The organism is Roseateles sp., assembly GCF_052436255.1.
Taxonomy (GTDB): domain Bacteria; phylum Pseudomonadota; class Gammaproteobacteria; order Burkholderiales; family Burkholderiaceae_C; genus Pelomonas.
In genome coordinates this window covers 46813-65481 of the sequence record NZ_JBQVNP010000012.1, presented here as the reverse complement: position 1 = coordinate 65481, position 18669 = coordinate 46813, and the positions used below count along the sequence as shown (strand labels likewise).

Annotated in this window: 15 protein-coding genes; 6 read left to right on the top strand and 9 right to left on the bottom strand. The window is 69.0% G+C overall.

The window, feature by feature from the left end:
* The 4 genes from ACT6S0_RS05320 to ACT6S0_RS05305 all read right to left on the bottom strand — a co-directional run.
* On the bottom strand, positions 1 to 869 hold an 869-nt coding region (locus ACT6S0_RS05320), incomplete at its 3' end, for a bifunctional transcriptional activator/DNA repair enzyme AdaA (RefSeq protein ID WP_444762852.1).
* 54 nt (positions 870 to 923) lie between these two features.
* The gene (locus ACT6S0_RS05315) at positions 924 to 1661 is read right to left on the bottom strand and encodes a substrate-binding periplasmic protein (protein ID WP_444762851.1); all 738 of its coding nucleotides are present in this window, start codon (positions 1659 to 1661) and stop codon (positions 924 to 926) included.
* A gap of 35 nt (positions 1662 to 1696) precedes the next feature.
* Positions 1697 to 2440, bottom strand: a complete 744-nt coding sequence (locus ACT6S0_RS05310; protein WP_444762850.1) for a LytR/AlgR family response regulator transcription factor — start codon at positions 2438 to 2440, stop codon at positions 1697 to 1699.
* A complete protein-coding gene (locus tag ACT6S0_RS05305; protein ID WP_444762849.1) occupies positions 2437 to 3567 on the bottom strand; it encodes a sensor histidine kinase in 1131 nt (376 codons plus the stop codon). The genes ACT6S0_RS05310 and ACT6S0_RS05305 overlap by 4 nt, the downstream gene beginning before the upstream one ends.
* Before the next feature lie 136 nt (positions 3568 to 3703).
* Between ACT6S0_RS05305 and ACT6S0_RS05300 the strand changes: the two genes are divergently transcribed.
* On the top strand, positions 3704 to 5101 hold the full coding sequence (locus ACT6S0_RS05300; protein WP_444762848.1) for a phosphomannomutase/phosphoglucomutase: 1398 nt from the start codon (positions 3704 to 3706) through the stop codon (positions 5099 to 5101).
* Between the two features lie 99 nt (positions 5102 to 5200).
* Entirely contained in the window at positions 5201 to 6466 is a 1266-nt protein-coding gene (locus ACT6S0_RS05295; RefSeq protein WP_444762847.1) for a 3-deoxy-D-manno-octulosonic acid transferase, read from the top strand.
* 24 nt (positions 6467 to 6490) lie between these two features.
* On the opposite strand, the gene ACT6S0_RS05290 is transcribed toward ACT6S0_RS05295, so the two are convergent.
* Positions 6491 to 7351, bottom strand: coding sequence for a substrate-binding periplasmic protein (locus ACT6S0_RS05290; protein WP_444762846.1), 861 nt, complete (start codon positions 7349 to 7351; stop codon positions 6491 to 6493).
* A gap of 104 nt (positions 7352 to 7455) precedes the next feature.
* Entirely contained in the window at positions 7456 to 9498 is a 2043-nt protein-coding gene (ligA, locus tag ACT6S0_RS05285; RefSeq protein WP_444762845.1) for an NAD-dependent DNA ligase LigA, read from the bottom strand.
* A gap of 34 nt (positions 9499 to 9532) precedes the next feature.
* Here ligA and ACT6S0_RS05280 point away from each other — a divergent pair, with 34 nt between their 5' ends.
* Positions 9533 to 10054 (top strand): hemerythrin domain-containing protein, encoded by a 522-nt coding sequence (locus tag ACT6S0_RS05280; protein WP_444762844.1) that lies wholly within the window; start codon positions 9533 to 9535, stop codon positions 10052 to 10054.
* 25 nt (positions 10055 to 10079) lie between these two features.
* On the opposite strand, the gene ACT6S0_RS05275 is transcribed toward ACT6S0_RS05280, so the two are convergent.
* The 3 genes from ACT6S0_RS05275 to smc form a co-directional block, all read right to left on the bottom strand.
* Positions 10080 to 11381, bottom strand: a complete 1302-nt coding sequence (locus tag ACT6S0_RS05275; RefSeq protein WP_444762843.1) for a hemolysin family protein — start codon at positions 11379 to 11381, stop codon at positions 10080 to 10082.
* Between the two features lie 98 nt (positions 11382 to 11479).
* A complete protein-coding gene (locus ACT6S0_RS05270) occupies positions 11480 to 12523 on the bottom strand; it encodes a cell division protein ZipA C-terminal FtsZ-binding domain-containing protein (RefSeq protein WP_444762842.1) in 1044 nt (347 codons plus the stop codon).
* Positions 12520 to 16032, bottom strand: a complete 3513-nt coding sequence (gene smc, locus ACT6S0_RS05265) for a chromosome segregation protein SMC (RefSeq protein WP_444762841.1) — start codon at positions 16030 to 16032, stop codon at positions 12520 to 12522. Before smc ends, ACT6S0_RS05270 begins: the two co-directional genes overlap by 4 nt.
* 159 nt (positions 16033 to 16191) lie before the next feature.
* Here smc and queF point away from each other — a divergent pair, with 159 nt between their 5' ends.
* Genes queF through dapD form a run of 3 tightly spaced genes read left to right on the top strand, consistent with a single transcriptional unit; the run spans position 16192 to position 18652 of the window.
* Positions 16192 to 16632 carry a preQ(1) synthase gene (queF, locus tag ACT6S0_RS05260; protein WP_444762854.1) on the top strand — a complete coding sequence of 147 codons (441 nt, stop codon included), beginning with the start codon at positions 16192 to 16194 and terminating at the stop codon, positions 16630 to 16632.
* Entirely contained in the window at positions 16632 to 17831 is a 1200-nt protein-coding gene (dapC, locus tag ACT6S0_RS05255; protein ID WP_444762840.1) for a succinyldiaminopimelate transaminase, read from the top strand. Before queF ends, dapC begins: the two co-directional genes overlap by 1 nt.
* Positions 17828 to 18652: a 2,3,4,5-tetrahydropyridine-2,6-dicarboxylate N-succinyltransferase gene (gene dapD / locus ACT6S0_RS05250; RefSeq protein WP_444762839.1), complete on the top strand. Its 825-nt coding sequence runs from the start codon at positions 17828 to 17830 to the stop codon at positions 18650 to 18652. Before dapC ends, dapD begins: the two co-directional genes overlap by 4 nt.
* Positions 18653 to 18669 lie beyond the last annotated feature (17 nt).

Genomic DNA, 18669 nt, shown 5'->3' with positions numbered 1-18669 from the left:
TCCAGGTCCAGCCAGCGGCGCAGCAGCGGCAGCAGCGCCCCCGCGGCCGGCCACAGCGTGGGCGACAGCTCGACGCCGACCTCGCCCGGCTTGCCGAAGCTGACGCGCAGCCAGCCCGCATGGCGCCGGCCGGCATGGCTCAGGGCCAGCGTGCGGGTGACGGCGCCCGCCCCGACTTCCTCGACGCCGGTGATTGCGCGCGGCGCCAGGAAGGCCAGCACGCCGGTCACGTCATACGGCTGGCGATAGCTCAGGCGCAGGCGCGGTGCCGGGCCGGCATTGCCGGCCTCACGCCCGGCACGGCGCAGCGCCGTCGGCTGCAGCCGGTAGTGCTCGACGAAGGCGGCGTTGAAGCGGCGCAGGCTGGCGAAGCCGGCGGCATGGGCCACCTCCTGCACGGGCAGTGCGCTGTCGGTAAGCAAGGCCTTGGCCAGCAGCAGGCGGCGCGTCTGCAGGTATTGCAGCGGCGAGACGCCGTGCTCGGCCTGGAAGATGCGGCGCAGATGGCGGCTGGTGATGCCGAGGTGACGGGCCAGGTGCTCGACGCTCGCATCGGCGTCGTCGCAGTCATCCAGCCACGCGGCGGCTTGGGCCGCCAGCGTGCGCGAGGCGTCCATCGTCGTCCACGGCAGGGCCCGCGGCGCCAGCTCGGGCCGGCATTTCATGCAGGGGCGAAAGCGCTCCGCCTCGGCCTGGGCAGCCGTGGAAAAGAAGCGGCAGTTCTCGCGCCGCGGCAGCCTGACCCGGCAGACGGGCCGGCAGTAGATGCCGGTCGACGTGACGCCCACATAGAGCCGCCCGTCGAAGCGCGCGTCATGCGCCTGCAGCGCGGCGTAGGCGGCGTCGGGTGGAAGCGGTGTGCTGAGCATGGCGCCAGTCTAGGCGTCGACCGGGTCAGCGACCGGCCGTTTTCGGACACGCCGTCAGCCGTCGATGAAGCTGTGGGGGTAGCGCCGCCTGAGCTGGTAGACGACGCCACTGTCGTGCAACTGCCGATAGGCCGCCGACAGACGCTGGCGCATGTCCTCGGGCATGGCCGGGCCGGCGACGGCATACAGGTCGCTGCCCTGGACGAGCGGGGTCGTGTGAAGGCTGGCTGCCAACTTGTGATGACCGATCTGCTCGCGCATGACGGCCTCGGGCGTCAGGATGGTGTCGACGACGCCGCGCTGCAGCAGGGCCAGCAGTTCGGCGTAGTCCCTGCCTTCGATGCCGTTCATGATGCCGACGCTGACCAGCAGTTCGCTGCTGGCCGAGCCACGCAGCACGGCCACACGCCGCTCGCGCAGGCCGGCCAGGTCAACCGCCAGAGCGCCGTCCGCAACGCGGGTAAAGATGGCAAAGCGGAAGCTGCCGACAGTGAACAGCCAGTGAAACTTGCGCTCGCGCTCCGGCGTGCGCGAGACGACGAGGCCGCCATGGGCCTGGCCGCCGAGCAGCATGCGCAAAGCGCGTGCCCAGGGGTAGAAATGCAGCTCGCCATGCAGCCCCGCCTGTTTGTTCACACGCACGAAGAGCTCGTGGGCATAGCCCTCGGGGCCGTGGAGACCTTGCCGCACAAACGGCGGCACTTCGGCCGTCACCCAGAGCAGCGGCGTGGCCAGCGCCGGGCTGGCCTGCAGGGTCAGCGGGGCGAGGAAAAGGGTTCGACGGGAGATCATGGGGCGCTGCGCGCAGCTGCCCCGACTCTAGCTCGCTACATCGCCTTGAACAGGTGCACATAGGCGCGGCTGACAGGCAACTCGCGCGCCTGGCCGCGCACCCGCACGTACAGCCGGCTCTGGTCATCGCGCCGCGTGCCCGCCAGGTGGTCGAGGTTGATGATGGTGGAGCGGTGGACCTGCCAGAACACCGCGGGGTCGAGCTGGCCGGCCAGCTCGCAGATGGGCGTGCGAATCAGGTGCTCGGCCGTGGCCGTCTGCACGATGGTGTACTTGTCGTCGGCGTGGAAGTAGAGCACCTCGTCGACGGGAATCTGGTGCATCAGCTCGCCCTGGGCGGCGCGTATATAGCGCAGCCGTGGCGGCTGGACGGCCGCTGGGAGCAGGCGCTTGAGGGTGTCGGCAAGGGCGCCCTCGCCTGTCGCAGGCGCTTCGCGCAGGCGTGCCACGCAGGCGGCCAGGCGCTCGGCTTTCAACGGTTTGAGCAGGTAGTCGACGGCGCGCGCCTCGAAGGCGTCTACGGCGTACTGGTCATAGGCCGTCACGAAGACGACGCGCGTGCCGCCCTCGATGCCCTGGGCCACCTCCAGGCCGGTCAGGCCGGGCATCTGGATGTCGAGGAAAGCCAGGTCGGGCTCCAGCTCGGCGATGGCCTGGGCGGCCTCGACGCCGTTGGCGGCGGTGCGCACGACCTGCAGTTCGGGCCAGGCCTGGGCGAGCTGGGCTTGCAGATACTGGACCAGGTGGGGTTCGTCGTCGGCGATCAGGGCAGTCGTCATGGGGCGGGTGTCGGCAGGGGGATCTGGATTCGCGCCAGCGTACCGCCTGCGGCGCACGGCAGCAGTTCAAGGCCGGCGGCGGGACCATAGCGGGCGGTCAAACGGGCGCGGATGTTCTCCAGCGCCAGGCCGTTGCCGCCGCGGCGCCTCGGCGCATCGAGCCCCTGGCCGTCGTCCTGGACTTCGATCCAGAGCTGGCCATCGACCCGGCGGGCGCTGACGGCCACGGTGCCGCCCTCGATCTTGGGCTCCAGGCCGTGGTGGATCGCGTTCTCGACCAGAGGCTGGGCCAGCAGCGGCGGCAACTCGATGCCGCCCAGCTCGGCGGGCAGGTGCACCTCGACGCGCAGCCGCTCGCCCATGCGCAACTGCATCAGCGCGAGGTAGGCCTCCAGCATCGCGAACTCCTGGGACAGCGTCGTCGAGTCGCCGCGCAGCTGGCCGAGGCTGGCACGCAGGTAGTCGGTGAAGCGCTCGAGCATGAGCTTGGCCCGCGGCGGGTCGAAGTCGATGAGGCTTTGCACGTTGGCCAACGTGTTGAACAGGAAGTGCGGCTCGATCTGGCCCTGCAGCAGCTTGAGCTGGGCCTCGGTGACGCGGGCCTGCAGCTGTTCGTGTTTCCAGCGGGCCCGGTAGCGCAGGCCGATCAACAAGGAGATGAAAGCCGAGATGCCCAGGAACTGGCCCCAGAAGCCCGGGTTGGCCAGGGCGCGGTACCAGCCCGGCGTCGCCCAGACCAGGTCGACCGCCGCGAGGCCGATGACGACGCCGACCGCCGAGCAGGCGACCGAGGTGCCCGTATAGAAGAGCCCGGCGCGCCAGTCACGCCAGGCGACGACGGTGTCCAACCAGCGCTGCGGCGCGAGCTTCTCGAAGCCGCGGAACGCCAGGAAGAAGCAGGCCGTCACGCAGGCGCTCACGACCAGGTGGCCGGGCACGTCGTGCCGCCACCAATGCCAGGTGCCGAGCCGGCCGTACTGCAGGCCATGGATGCCGGCAAAGAAGAAGCCGAAGCCAAGCATCCAGATCAGGTAGATCAGCAGCCGGATGCGCAGGCGATCCGGGCGGTGCTTCATCAGCGTGCGCTGGTGGCGCAGGGCCTGGGTGAATTCCTCGGCAAATGTCATGGGGCGCGAGTGTAGGAAGGCCGTCAGCCCTGCCCCCTGGACGGGCGACGAATCGACAGCGCGGGCGACGGATGGGCAGACACGGGGCCTGCCTACAATCCGCCGCGATTTCAACCCCGTTCGATCCGAGGCATTCATGCAGGTAACCGCGTCCATCTTCAAGGCCTATGACATCCGCGGCGTCGTCGGCCAGACCTTGAACGAAGAGCTCGCCGAGCACCTCGGACGCGCCTTCGGTACCGAGGCCAAGGCGCTGGGCGAGAAGGCTGTCGCCGTCGGCCGCGACGGGCGCCTGTCGGGCCCCGGTCTGGTGGCTGCGCTGATCCGCGGCCTGGCCAGCACCGGTCTGGACGTCGTCGACATCGGTGCCGTGACGACGCCGATGCTTTACTACGTGGCCGCCACGCGGGCCAAGCACGGCTGCAGCTCGGGCATCATGGTCACGGGCAGCCACAACCCCAAGGACTACAACGGCTTCAAGATGGTGCTCCAGGGCGCTGCCGTCTACGGCGAGCAGATCCAGGGCCTGCGCGAGCGCATCGAGGCCGAGGACTATGCCCAGGGCAAGGGCCGCGTCGGCCAGATGGACATCGTGCCGGAGTACACCGCCCGCGTCGTCAAGGACTGCAAGCTGGCCCGACCGATGAAGGTCGTTGTCGACAGCGGCAACGGCATCCCCGGCGCCACGGCCCCCGCCATCCTGCGGGCGTTGGGCTGCGAGGTCATCGACATCTTCAGCAAGGTCGACGGCGACTTCCCGAACCACCATCCGGATCCCAGCCGCCCCGAGAACCTCGAAGACCTCAAGCGCATCGTGCACGCCTGCGATGCCGAACTGGGCCTGGCCTTCGATGGCGATGGCGACCGCCTCGGCATCGTCACAAAAGAGGGCGAAATGATCATGCCGGACCGCCAGATCATGCTGATCGCGGCCGACATCCTCAAGCGTCATAAGGGCGCGCAGATCATCTTCGACGTCAAGTGCACGCAGCGCCTGGCACCGTGGATCCGCGAACACGGCGGCGAGCCGCTGATGTGGATGACCGGCCACTCGCTGGCCAAGGCCAAGCTGAAGGAAACCGGCGCCCCGCTGGCCGGCGAGCTGTCGGGCCACATCTTCTTCAGCGAACGCTGGTACGGCTTCGACGACGCGATGTACACGGCCGGCCGCATGCTGGAGATCCTGTCCCGCGACGCCGACCCCAGCGCCACGCTGCAGGCCCTGCCCAACAGCTTCAACACGCCCGAGATCAACGTGCCCTGCGCCGAAGGCGAGCACCACGAGGTCGTCAAGCAACTCAAGGAACTGACCACCCTGGCCGACTTCCCCGGTGCCGAGGAGCTGATCACCATCGACGGCCTGCGCGTCGAGTACGCCGACGGCTTCGGCCTGATCCGCCCGTCCAACACGACGCCGGTGCTGGTGTTGCGCTTCGAAGGGCATACGCCCGAGGCGCTGGAGCGCATCCAGCACGACGTGCTGGCACAGCTCAAGCGGGTGAAGCCGGATGCGAAGTTCGCTGCCGGGCATTGAGCGCGCCATGGCCCACTTTGGCGTGTTGCTGGCGATGCAGGGCGTGCTGTTGCTCTACCTGCGGTGGCCAATGCGCTCAGCCTCCCGCGCGAACCGTCGATGAGCGAGTGGCTGGCCGGCGTGGCCTACGCGGCCGCGCTGCGGCTGCTGACTCCCTTCTATCTGCTGCGCCTGTGGCGGCGCGGCGCCGAGGAGCCGCTCTACCGGCATGCCCTGGCTGAGCGGCTCGGTCTTTTTTCGCGCTCCACGGCGCCGGGCCGGCTGTGGATTCACGCGGTGTCGCTCGGGGAGACGCGCGCGGCCAGTGCTCTGGTCGGCGCGCTGCGCGAGCGCGACCCGACGCTGAAGATCCTGCTGACCCATGCCACCGCCACCGGCCGCGAAGCCGGCCAGGCCCTGCTGCACGACGGCGATGCGCAGGCCTGGTTGCCCTACGACACCCCCGGCGCGGTAAGGCGCTTCCTGCGCCACTGGCAGCCACGCCTGGGCGTGCTGATGGAAACCGAAGTCTGGCCGACGCTGCAGCGCGAGGCCGAGCGCGCCGGCCTGCCCATGGTGCTGGCCAACGCCCGCCTGTCCGAGAAGAGCCTGCGCCGGGGCCTGCGGCTGGCCGCGCTGATGCGGCCCGCCGCGCGCCGCATGGCGCTGGCGCTGGCGCAGACCGAGGCTGACGCCGAGCGCATCCGCGCCATGGGTACGGCGCGCGTCGAAGTCGCCGGCAACCTGAAGTACGACATCGCGGTGGATCCAGCATTGATCAAGCGTGGCAAGGCCTGGGCCGTGCGCCTGGGCCGGCCTGTGCTGATGCTGGCCGTCAGCCGCGAGGGCGAGGAAGCCGCGCTGCTGGCCGAGTGGGCTCGGCAGCCCTCGCCTCGCCCGCTGCTGGCCATCGTGCCGAGGCACCCGCAGCGCTTCGACGAGATCGCTGGGCTCATCGAAGGCGCCGGCTTGAAGCTGGCGCGACGCAGCCATTGGGCGGCCGAGCCACCCGCAGACGCGCTTGCGGCCGACGTCTGGCTGGGCGACTCGATGCGCGAGATGCCGCTTTACTACGGCCTCGCCAGTGCCGCGCTGCTGGGCGGCAGCTTCGAGCCGCTGGGCGGCCAGAACCTCATCGAGGCCGCGGCCTGCGGCTGCCCCGTGCTGACCGGCCCCCACACCTTCAACTTTGCGGAGGCGACCGAGCTGGCGCTGGCGGCGGGCGCGGCCGAGCGCTGCGGCTCACTGGCCGAGGCGCTCAGGCGCGGCATGGCGCTGTGTGCCGACGCTGCCAGGCGCGATGCGATGAGTGCCAGTGCCCTCGCCTTCTCAGCAGCCCATCGCGGTGCCGCGGCGCGCATGGCGGCTGCCTTGCTGGCCCTCTGACTCGCTCGCGCATTCAGCGCGCCCTCAAGGCGACGGGCTCGCGCGCTTCCAAAGCTCGATGTTCTTGTCGATCCAGCCGCTCATCAGGCCCTGGCGGGACAGCGAGTACATCGCCCGCGCGAGGCGGCCGCGCATCTCCGGCGTGTTGCAGGGCGACCGGTGCGACAGCGTCAGGTACAGCGGCTCGCTCGCCACGGCGGGCCGCAGCGGGCGCACGCCATCGATGTTCAGCCGCGCCAGATAGGCCAGCGCGGGGCTGTCCTCGTAGATCAGGTAATCGACGCGTGAGCGCTGCAGCATCTGCAGGGCCTGCTGCAGGGTCGCCACCTGGGAGAGGTTCAGGTTCTCGCGGGCATAGCGGTCGAACTCTTCGCCGAAGCTGTTGCCGATGACGGTGCCGCCCTGCAGCTTGGCGAGGTCGCTCCAGCGCCGGTAGTCGAGCCGGCTGCCCCTGCGAACCAGGACGACCGAACGCGTCTCGTGGAAGGCGGGGTGGAAATAGTCCATGTACTCGGTGCGCGCCAGCGTGAAGAAGGCTCCGGCAATCAAGTCGATGCGGCCCGCGCGCATTTCCTCCTGCACGCGACCCCAGGGGCCGACGTAGCGCGCCTCGATGGGCAGCCCCAGCTCCTTGGAGAGCCAGGCGAGCATTTCTGCATTGGCGCCGACCAGGCGGGCCTCGTCTTCGGTGCCGCGCCACAGATAGGGCGGGTATTGCGGATTGCCCGAAGCCACCATCTGGCGACATGCGGGCGCGCCCGACGCCACCGGCGCCGGCGCCGGCGCCGGCGCCTGCGCCAGCACGCCGCCCGCCAACACCAGCGCCTGCAGGAGGGCCAGCAGCAGCAGGCGTGGCAACGAGCCGATCCGCCGCATCGTCTTCATGGGCCATTCCTCCCGATCACGGCTCAAGCTGGTCATGGAGCAGCGTGCGCAGCCCCTCCTCGTCCAGTACGGTAACACCCAGCGTGCGCGCTTTCGTGGGCATGTCATGCCGCATTCAGCAAAGCCCTCAGACCCGCTTCGTCGAGCACCGTGACGCCGAGCGTCCTGGCCTTCTCCAGCTTGCTGCCCGCCTCCTCGCCGGCAATCACGTAGTTCGTCTTCTTCGACACCGAGCCACTGACCTTGCCGCCCGCGTCTTCGATCATGGCCTGGGCTTCGTCACGGCTCAACGTTGGCAGCGTGCCGGTCAGCACCAGCGTCTGGCCGAGAAGCGGGCGCGGTCGGTCGTCGGCCTCGCCGGCGCTTTCCTTGGGCGCCACGCCGGCCGCGAGCAGTTGCTCGACGACCTCGCGGTTGTGCGGCTGGGCGAAGAAGGTGTGGATGCTGGTCGCGACGATGGGGCCGACGTCGGCCACTTCCAGCAGTTGCTCGACGCTGGCGCTCATGAGCTTGTCCAGCGTGCCGAAGTGGCGTGCCAGTTCCTTGGCCGTCGTCTCACCGACCTGGCGGATGCCGAGCGAGAACAGGAAGCGCGCCAGCGTCGGCTGCTTGCTCTTCTCCAGCGCGTCGACGATGTTTTGCGCGCTCTTGACGGCCATGCGGTCCAGCGCGGCCAGCTTGGCCACGCCCAGCTTGTAGAGCCCGGGCAGGCTCTGCACGATGCCGGCGTCCACCAACTGCTCGACCAGCTTGTCGCCCAGGCCCTCGATGTCCATCGCGCGGCGGCCGGCAAAGTGCAGCATGGCCTGCTTGCGCTGGGCCGGGCAGAAGACGCCGCCCGAGCAGCGGTGGTCCATGCCGCCGCGCTCGCGCACGACCTCGCTCTTGCAGACGGGACAGTCGGGCGGCATGCGGAAGTTGGGCACGTAGCGCGGCCGCTCGCCTGGAACCCGGCCAACGACTTCCGGGATCACATCTCCAGCACGGCGGATGATGACCTTGTCGCCCACACGCACGCCCTTGCGGCGCATCTCGAAGACGTTGTGCAGCGTCGCATTGCTGACCGTCGTGCCGCCGACGAACACCGGTTCCAGCCGCGCCACGGGCGTGAGCTTGCCGGTGCGGCCGACCTGCACGTCGATGGCCAGCAGCGTCGTCACCTGCTCCTGCGCCGGGTACTTGTGGGCCACGGCCCAGCGCGGCTCGCGGGTCTTGAAGCCGAGCTTGAGCTGCAGCTCGCGGGAGTCGACCTTGTAGACGACACCGTCGATGTCGAAAGGCAGGCCGTCGCGCGCCTCGGCCACGCGCTGGTGGAAGGCGACGAGGCCGGCCGGGCCTGCGGCCACGGTGCGCAGCTCGTTGACCGGCACGCCCAACGCGGCAAGCGCGTCGAGCAGTCCCGACTGCGTCGCCGGCATGGCCCAGCCCTGCACCTCGCCGAGGCCATAGGCATAGAAGCTCAAGGGCTTGTCGCGGGCCTGGCGCGAGTCGAGCTGGCGGATGGCGCCGGCGGCCGTGTTGCGCGGGTTGACGAAGGCCCGCTCGCCCCTGGCGCGCTGGCGTTCGTTGAGCGCGTCGAAGGCGTCGCGCCGCATATAGACCTCGCCGCGCACCTCCAGCACCGGCGGGGCGTCACCTTTCAACCGCAGCGGGATCTGGCCGATGGTGCGTACGTTGTGGGTGACGTCCTCGCCCGTCTCGCCATCACCGCGCGTGGCGGCCTGCACCAGCACGCCATCCTCGTAGCGCAGGTTGATGGCCAGGCCGTCGAACTTCAGCTCGGCGTTGTAGTCGATGGCCGGGTCGCTCGCCGCAAAGCCGAGCTCGCGGCGCACCCGGGCGTCGAAGGCGATGGCACCGGCCTCGGTCGTGTCGGTCTCCGTCGTGATCGACAGCATGGGCACGGCATGGCGCACCGGCGTGAGCCCCGGCAGCACGGCGCCGATGACGCGCTGTGTCGGCGAGTCCGGCGTCAGCAGCTCGGGGTGGGCGGCCTCGAGGGCCTGCAGCTCCGCAAAAAGCTTGTCGTACTCGGCGTCCGGCAGCTCGGGCGTGTCGAGCACGTAGTAGAGGTGGGCGTGGTGGTTCAGCTGGGCGCGCAAGTCGGCGGCGCGCTGCCCGGCTTTTGAGGCGGATGCGGCGGTCATGGAGCCATTTTGTCGCGGCCGGACAATCGGCCGCATGAGTTCCCGTGTCGACGTCCTGCATGCCGGCCCCGCCGTGGGCTTTGATCAACCTTTCGAGATGCTGGCCGCCTGCCACGACCGGGTGCGGCGCAGCCTGGACCTGTTGCGACGCCTGCATGCTCATGTCGAACAGCAGGGCGTGGATGCGCAGGCCCGCGATGCCGCGGCCGACGTGCTGCGCTATTTCGACCGCGCCGGCCCGGCCCATCACGAAGACGAAGAGCGCCATGTGCTGCCCCGACTGCGCGCTGCGGGCCTCGCGGGGCTGGCTGATCGCCTGCATGCGCAGCACCTGGAAATGGCGCGGCTTTGGGCCTTGCTGCGCGAACCGCTGCAGCAGTGGGCACGCGGAGAACCGGCGGCCATGCCGGCCCAGGCGCTGCTCGACCACATGCAACTCTACGAAGCGCATCTGGCTGCGGAAGACGCACAGGCCTTTCCAGCGGCGCAGATCGGTCTCGATCCAGCCACGCGCGATGCCATGGGTGAAGAGATGGCGGCGCGGCGCCGTTCGTGAAGAAGCAGTGCCTGGCGCGCCGGGCTCAAGTTTTGCCCGTCGGCACCACCCGGGTCACCATCACCTGGTCGACCCGGTAGCTGTCCACGTCGACCACCTCGAAGCGCCAGCCCTCCCACTCGACGACATCGGTGCGCCGTGGGATGCGGCGCAGCATGACCATCAGGAAGCCGGCCAGCGTGTCGTAGGTGCCGGCATGCGGCCAGTTCTCGATGCCGAGCGAACGCTCGACGTCGGGAATCGGCGTGATGCCGTCGGCCAGGTAGGAGCCGTCCTCGCGGCGCACGATCTGCTCCTCGTCATGCGGCGCGACGAGGCTGCCCATCACCGTGTTCATCACGTCGTTGAGCGTGATGACGCCGACGACGCGGCTGTACTCGTTGACGACGACGGCGAAGTCCTCATGCGCCTCGCGGAACTGGGTCAGCATTTCCGACAGCGTCAGCCGGTCCGGCACGATCAGCACCTTCTTGACCAGCTCGTTGCCGTTGGCCCGCAAGGACAGGCGTTCGTCACGCAGCACGCGCTGGAACAGGTCGGTCGCATCCACATAGCCGACGACCTGGTCGACGTCGCCATCGCAGACGAGATAGGTCGAGTGCGGCGTGTCGGCAATGCGTGTGCGGATCAGCGCATCGTCATCGTCGCGCGAGAAGAAGACGATGCGCTCGCGCTCGGTCATCACCGTCTCGACGGTGCGCGTGTCCAGCTCGAAGACATTGGCGATGACTTGCTGCTCCTCGTCGGCCACCACGCCGGCCTGGTAGCCGGCTTCGGTCAGCGCCAGGATGTCGCGGTAGCTGATGGTCTCGTCGCGCTTGGCCGGCAGGCCGAGCAGGCGGATCAGGCCCTCGGTGATGCTGCTGAACAGCCAGGCGAGCGGCTTCAACACGCGGCACAGCGCAAGCATCGGTCCGACCAGCGCCATCGCGACGCGCTCGGGCTCGCTCATCGACAGGCGCTTGGGCACCAGGTCGGCCAGCACGATGAAGAGCGATGTGATGCTGATGAAGGACGCCGCAAAGCCGAGCGTCGCGGCCGCTTCGGCACTGACAACGAGCAGGAACAGGCCCGCGAAATGCGGCGTGAACGCACCCTCGCCGACGATGCCGGCCAGGATGGCGACCGTGTTGACGCCGATCTGGACGACGGTGAAGTAGTCGCCCGGGTGCTCCTGCACCGCCAGCACCTTGGCCGCGCGGCCGTCACCCGAGTCAGCGCGCTGCTGCAGGTTGAGCCGCCGCGACGCCGCGAGCGACAACTCGGCCATCGAGAAGAAGGCACTGGCAGCGATGAGAAGGGCAATCAGCAGCAGGCTGGTGGTCAAGCGCCGGGTCCGGGAGCGGGATGGGCGGTCAGTTTATTCCGCGACCTCGCGCACCGGCTGCGGGCGTGCGTAGCCAAAGCCCGCCCCCTGAACGGCCGTCAGCTGAACAGCCTGCGGGCCGCCTGCGAGCCGGCGGCCAGATCACGTTCGGCCAGCGCTTCGTAGAGCTTCTTCAGCTCCACATCGATGGCCGCGAACGCGTGCAGGCCCAGGACCTGGCCGCGGTCGTCGCAGACGTCAGCTTCCAGGTCGCGTGCCAGCGCGCGGGCGGCCTCCTGCCAGGCAGCGAAGGGCTCGGCCTCGGCGGGTGTCTGCGGCACGTCGAGCGCCAGCGTCAGCTCGCGCAGCGACTGGGCCTCGGGGTCGTCGGCCAAGGCCGCCTGGGCATCGAACTGCAGCGTCAGGATCGGCGGCGCGCCTTCCTCGGGCGAGGGCATCACCAGGCGGCCCGGCAGGGATCCCGCGACAAAGCCGTGGCGGGCGGCGGCTTGCTGCACGAAGCCCGGCGTCCAGGCCGCCGCCTTGGCGCGCAGCAGCAGCGCGAGCTGGGCATCATGGCTGGCCGCGAATTGATCCAGCTCGCGGGCACGGGCGACGACGTCCAGCATGTCGGGGAACTGCACGAAGCCGCCGACGCCATCGGCAAAGGCCTGGATCTTCTGCACGAACTCCGAGTACTCGATCTCGTTGAGGGCGCCGCTGCGGTTGGCCATCTTCAAGCCGGCCTGGAACTCGCTGTAGCGCTGGCCGGGCCCGGGCAGTTCCCACTCGCCGGTCTGGGCATTCAGTCCTTCGATCTGCAACGGTTTGGTGCCGGCACGGCGGCTGCCGGGCTGGTGCTGCAGGGCCAGCTCGCCAGAGACAGGGGCCTCGACGGTGATGGTCGCGATGGCGTCGATCAGCGCGTCGATGCGGGCCGACGGCCGGCGCGGGCGAGCGACGGCCGGCAGCACCACCTCCAGCGGCTCGACATCCTCGCGGTTCTGGGCCGACAGCGGCGGCGCGCCGAAATGCGGTTCCTCTGGCGGCGGCAAGGCACGCTTGGGGCCGGCCTTGCGCGCGGCCCAGGCGCCATGGGCGATGACGCCGGCCAGCAGCAGGCCACCGGCGATGGCGAGGAGTTCGGTCAGGGTCAGGTTCATGCTTCAGCCATCGCAAGGGCCTTGTCCATGTCCACCGCGACGATGCGCGACACGCCCTGCTCCTGCATGGTCACGCCAATGAGTTGTTCAGCCATTTCCATCGCGATCTTGTTGTGCGAGATGAAGAGGAATTGCGTGCCGGCGCTCATTTTTGTGACCAGCCGCGCATAACGCTCGGTGTTGGCGTCATCCAGCGGCGCGTCCACCTCGTCGAGCAGGCAGAAGGGTGCGGGGTTGAGCTGGAAGATCGCGAAGACCAGGGCAATCGCCGTCAGCGCCTTCTCGCCGCCCGACAGCAGGTGAATGGTGCTGTTCTTCTTGCCCGGCGGCTGAGCCAGCACCTGCACGCCGGCATCCAGGATTTCATCGCCCGTCATGACCAGCCGGGCCTCGCCGCCGCCGAACAGCTCGGGGAACATGCGGCCGAAATGGTCGTTGACCTGGTTGAAGGTCGAGCCCAGCAGGTCGCGCGTCTCCAGGTCGATCTTGTGGATCGCGTCTTCCAGCGTCTGGATGGCCGAGTTGAGGTCGGCGCATTGCGAGTCCAGGAAGGTCTTGCGCTCGCGGGCGGTGGTCAGCTCGTCGAGCGCCGCGAGGTTGACGGCGCCCAAGGCGGCGATCTCGCGGTTGATGCGGTCGATCTCGCCCTGCAGGCCGTAGAGCTTGACCCCGCCCTCCTCGACGGACTTGGCCAGCGCCTCCAGGTCGACCGCCGCAGCTTCGAGCTGCTCACGGTATTGCGCGCCACCCAGCTGGGCGGCCTGCTCTTCGAGCTGCAGCTTGGTGATGGCCTCGCGCAGTGGGTCCATGCTGCGTTCGAAGGTCATGCGCTGCTCGTCGGCCTTGCGCAGGCGCAGCGACAGGTCGTCATAGCCGGCGCGCACGGCCGCGAGCTGCCCTTCGCGCTCGAGCTTGACGGCCAGGGCGTCCTGCAGGCCGGCCTGGGCCGCGGCGTCGTTCAGCGTGTCCAGCTCGGCCTGCAGGTTGGCGGCAGAGGTGGCCACGGTGGCGATCTGCGCCTCGGCCGTCTCGATGCCGCGCTGCAGCTCTGCGCGCCGTGCCGCCAGCGTCTGCGTGGCAAATCGCGCCTCCTGGGCGCGGCGCTCCAGCGCGCGCAACTGCTCGCGGGCGTCGGCCAGCTTGCGCTCGGCGGCGCTGGTGCCGTCTTCCAGCTCGGCATGACGCTGCTGGGCGTCGCCGAGCTGGATGTCGAGTTCCTCGAAGCGCGCCTCGCCAACGGCACGGCGCTCCTGCAGCGCCTCTTGCTGCGCGGCGATCTCGGCCAGCTCGGCATCCAGCGCGCTGCGGCGTTGCTGGCTGGCCTCGGCCTGTTGCGACAGGCGCAGCAGCTCGACGTGGATCTGATGCGCGCGGGTCTGCGCTTCGCTGGCCTCGCGGCGCAGCGTCGTGAGCCGCCCGTTGGCGTCGTTGAACTGGTGCTCGATGCGGCTCAGCGATAGGCGCGCCTCGTCGGCGATCAGGTTCTGCGCGCGCTGCGCCGTCGTCAGCTGCTCGATCTCCTGGGCCCGCGCCAGCAGGCCGGCCTGCTCGGAGTCGGGCGCGTAGAAGGTCACGGAGAACTGGCCGACCGCATGGCCGGCGGGCGTCAAGATCAGCTCGCCATGCGTGAGCTTGCCGCGCGCGGCCAACGCTTCGTCGAGCGTCGGCGCGGTGTAGACGCCTTCGAGCCAGTCATTGAGCAGTGCGCTCAGCCCGGCGTCGTTGAGACGCAGCAGCTCGCTGAGCTTGGGCAGCGTCTCATGCGTGTTGGCAATCGCGCCGGGCGGCGTCGAGTAGAAGGCCAGGCGGGCCGGCGGTGCGTCGGCCTCGAAGGCGCGCACCGTATCCAGGCGGCCGACGCTCAGCGCACCCATGCGCTCGCGCAGCGCCGCCTCCAGCGCGTTCTCCCAGCCCTGGGCGATGTGCAGCTGGGTCCACAGGCCCTGCAGGCCGTCCAGCCCGTGCTTGGCCAGCCAGGGCTTGAGCTTGCCCTCGGTCTGCACCTTTTCCTGCAGCGCCTTCAGCGCCTCCAGTCGCGCGGTCAGTTCCGACTGCCGGGCAAGCTGGGCGTTGGCGTCCTGCTGCGCGGCGCGGCGCTGCTCTTCGAGCTGGGGCAGCTGCTCGGCCAGTTCCTGCAGCCGCGCATCCGACAGATCGCGCGCCTCGTCCGCCGCAGCGGCACGCTCGCGCAGCGATTCGAGCGCCTCGTGGTCGGGCGCGCCAAGCGCGCGGGACTCGGCCGTCAGCTTGTCTTCTCGTTGGCGCAGCGACCTCGCCTGCTCGTCCACGCTGCGGCTCTCGGCCGCCAGCACCTGGATCTGCTGCTGGACCTGAGTGACGAGGGTGCGTTGCTCGTTGGCACGGGCCTGCGCAGCACGCAAGGCGTCCTCGGCCACCGGCAACTGGCCCTGCTGCTCCTCGGCCTGGGCCGCGAGGATTTCGCTTTGTTCATCGGCGCCGGCGATCTGCTCGGCAATGCCTTCCAGCTCAGCCTTGGCCTGCTCGACACGCTCGCGCCACTGACCGTCCTGTGCATGCAGCTCGGCCAGGCGCGCCTGCGCACGGTTGCGGCTCTCGACGACGAAGCGGATGCGCTCCTCCAACCGGCTCACTTCCAGCTGGGCTTCGGCATACCGGCCTTGTGAGGCGTGCAGCTCGTCACCGGCGGCGTAGTGCTGCTGGCGCACTTCCTCCAGCTCCGCCTCGACAGCGCGCAGCTCGGCGGTCCGCGACTCCAGCGCGTTCAGCGCCTCGGCATGGGCCGCCTTCACGCGAGTTGCTTCGTTGCCGGCATCGCGCAGCTTCAGGAACCACAGCTGGTGCAGCTTCAGCGTGCCTGCGTCCTGCAGGCTGCGATAGCTGGCCGCGACCTCGGCCTGGCGCTCCAGCTTCTCGAGGTTGGCGTTGAGCTCGCGCAGGATGTCGTCGACGCGGGTCAGGTTCTCGCGCGTGTCCTTCAGCCGGTTTTCGGTCTCGCGGCGGCGTTCCTTGTACTTGGACACGCCGGCCGCTTCTTCCAGGAACAGGCGCAGCTCTTCGGGCTTGCTCTCGATGATGCGCGAGATGGTGCCCTGGCCGATGATGGCGTAGGCGCGCGGCCCGAGGCCCGTGCCGAGGAACACGTCCTGCACATCACGCCGCCGCACCGGCTGGTTGTTGATGAAGTAGCTGCTGGTGCCGTCGCGCGTCAGCACGCGCTTGACGGCGATCTCGCTGAACTGGTTCCAGGGCCCGCCGGCGCGCGCGGACTGGTTGTCGAACACCAGCTCCACGCTGGAGCGCCCCGCCGGCTTGCGGTTGCCGCTGCCGTTGAAGATGACGTCCTGCATGGACTCGCCGCGCAGCTCGCTGGCCTTGCTCTCGCCCAGCACCCAGCGCACCGCATCCATGATGTTGGACTTGCCGCAGCCGTTGGGGCCGACGACGCCGACGAGCTGCCCAGGCAGCTGGAAGGTCGTGGGTTCGGCAAAGGACTTAAAGCCGGCGAGCTTGATCGAGTTCAGCCGCATGGAGGAAGGTTCGTAAGCCCTTGATTTGGCTAAAGAAAAGCGCCTTCAACAGGCGCCTCGTCGGGGCCGGATGATAGCATTCGCCCCCTCTCAGATCGCCCCCGCAACATGGCCACCAAGAAGTCCGCCCCCGCGCCCGCCACCAAGAAGAAACCCAAGATGCGCGAGGTGCCCAAGAATCCGCCGACGAAGCCGAGCAAGGACATCCTGGTCTTTCCGAACCCGAACCCCGGGCGCGACTACGTCATCCAGTTCCAGGTGCCCGAGTTCACCTGCCACTGCCCGTTGACCGGCCAGCCCGACTTCGCGCATTTCACCATCGACATGATTGCCGACGAGCTCTGCGTGGAGCTCAAGAGTCTGAAGATGTATTTCTGGAGCTACCGCAACGAGGGCGCCTTCCACGAGAGGGTCACGAACACCATCCTCGACGACATCGTCAAGGTGACCGACCCGCGCTTCATACGCATCACCGCCAAGTGGTATGTCCGCGGCGGCATCTACACCAATGTGGTGGCCGAGCACCGCAAGCCGGGTTGGACGCCGACACCGCGCGTGGACCTGCCGGCGCATGGTTTCGAGTCGGGGATGCTGGGCTGATGAATCCGCTGCTGGACCGGCTGCAACCCTATCCGTTCGAGCGCTTGAAAGCGCTCACCGCCGGCATTGCGCCGAACCCTGACTTCACACCGATCTCGCTCGGCATCGGCGAGCCGCGCCACGCCGCACCGGCACTGATCGAAGAAGCCATCAAGGGCGCCATGAAGGGCCTGTCGGGCTATCCGGCCACCGCCGGCACGCCGGCCTTGCGCGAAGCGATCGCGGCCTGGATCGCACGTCGCTACGGCCTGACGCTGGACCCGCTCACGCAGGTGTTGCCGGTCAACGGCTCGCGCGAGGCGCTGTTCGCCATCGCCCAGACGGTGGTCGACGCGAGCCGCACAGGCGCCACGGTTGTCTGCCCCAACCCCTTCTATCAAATCTACGAAGGCGCAGCCCTGCTGGCGGGCGCCCAAGCGGCGTTCGCGACCGCCGACCCGGCGCGCAACTTCGCCGTCGACTGGCACCAGATCGACGGGACGACTTGGGCACGCACCCAGCTGCTGTACGTCTGCTCGCCGGGCAACCCCAGCGGTGCGGTGATGCCACTGTCCGAATGGCAGGCGCTGTTCGAGCTGAGCGACCGCCATGGCTTCGTCATCGCCTCGGACGAGTGCTATTCAGAAATCTATTTCCGTGACGAAGCGCCGCTCGGCGGGCTCGAAGCGGCGGCCAGGCTGGGGCGCGGGGATTTCAAGAACCTGATTGCCTTCACCTCGCTGTCCAAACGTTCCAACGTGCCCGGCCTGCGCTCGGGTTTCGTCGCCGGTGACGCCGCGCTGCTGAAGAGGTTTCTGCTCTACCGCACCTATCACGGCAGCGCGATGAGCCCCCTCGTCCAGGCCGCCAGCATCGCCGCATGGGGCGACGAGACCCATGTCATCGACAACCGTGCGCGCTACCGCCGGAAGTTCGCTGAAACCACGCCGCTGCTGGCTGACGTGCTGGACGTCGCCCTGCCCGATGCCGGCTTCTACCTCTGGGCGGCCGTTCCAGGCGCTGACGACGTGGCCTTCGCCCAAGGCCTGCTCGCTCAATACAATCTCGCCGTCCTGCCGGGCAGCCTGCTGGCCCGCGAAGCCCACGGCAGCAATCCCGGCGCCGGGCGCATCCGGCTGGCCCTGGTGGCCGACGAGGCCGAATGCCTTGAAGCCGCCCGCCGCATCGTCTCCTTCACGCAATCTCAAGCCCGCCCATGAATACCGCCGAACTGCAAAGCCTGATCGACCTCGCCTGGGACAACCGCGCCGCGCTGGACCCGACCAACTCGCCCGATCTGCGCCAGGCCGTCGAGCATGTCATCGCCGAGCTGGACGCCGGCCGCCTGCGCGTGGCCACCCGCGAAAGGGTCGGCCAGTGGACGGTGAACCAGTGGGTCAAGAAGGCGGTGCTGCTGTCCTTCCGCCTGAACGACAACCGCATCATGGGCGACAAGGAGCTGACCTTCTTCGACAAGGTGCCGACCAAGTACGCCGGCTGGAGCGATGAGCAACTGCGCGCCAGCGGCGTGCGCATCGTGCCGCCGGCCGTCGCCCGCCGCGGCAGCTTCCAGGCCAAGAACGTCGTGCTGATGCCCTCTTACGTGAACATCGGCGCCTACGTCGACGAAGGCGCGATGGTCGACACCTGGGCCACCGTCGGCTCTTGTGCGCAGATCGGCAAGAACGTGCACCTCAGCGGCGGTGTCGGCATCGGCGGCGTGCTGGAACCGCTGCAGGCCAACCCGACCATCATCGAGGACAACTGCTTCATCGGCGCCCGCTCCGAGGTGGTCGAGGGCGTCATCGTCGAGGAGAACTCGGTCATCTCGATGGGCGTCTACATCGGCCAGAGCACGCCGATCTACGACCGCGCGACCGACACCGTCAGCTACGGCCGCATCCCGGCCGGCTCTGTCGTCATCTCGGGCAGCCTGCCCAAGGATGGCGGGCGCTATTCGCTGTACGCGGCCATCATCGTCAAGCGCGTGGATGCCCAGACGCGCTCCAAGACCAGCATCAACGAACTGCTGCGCGCCTGAGAAGACCAGTATTTGAA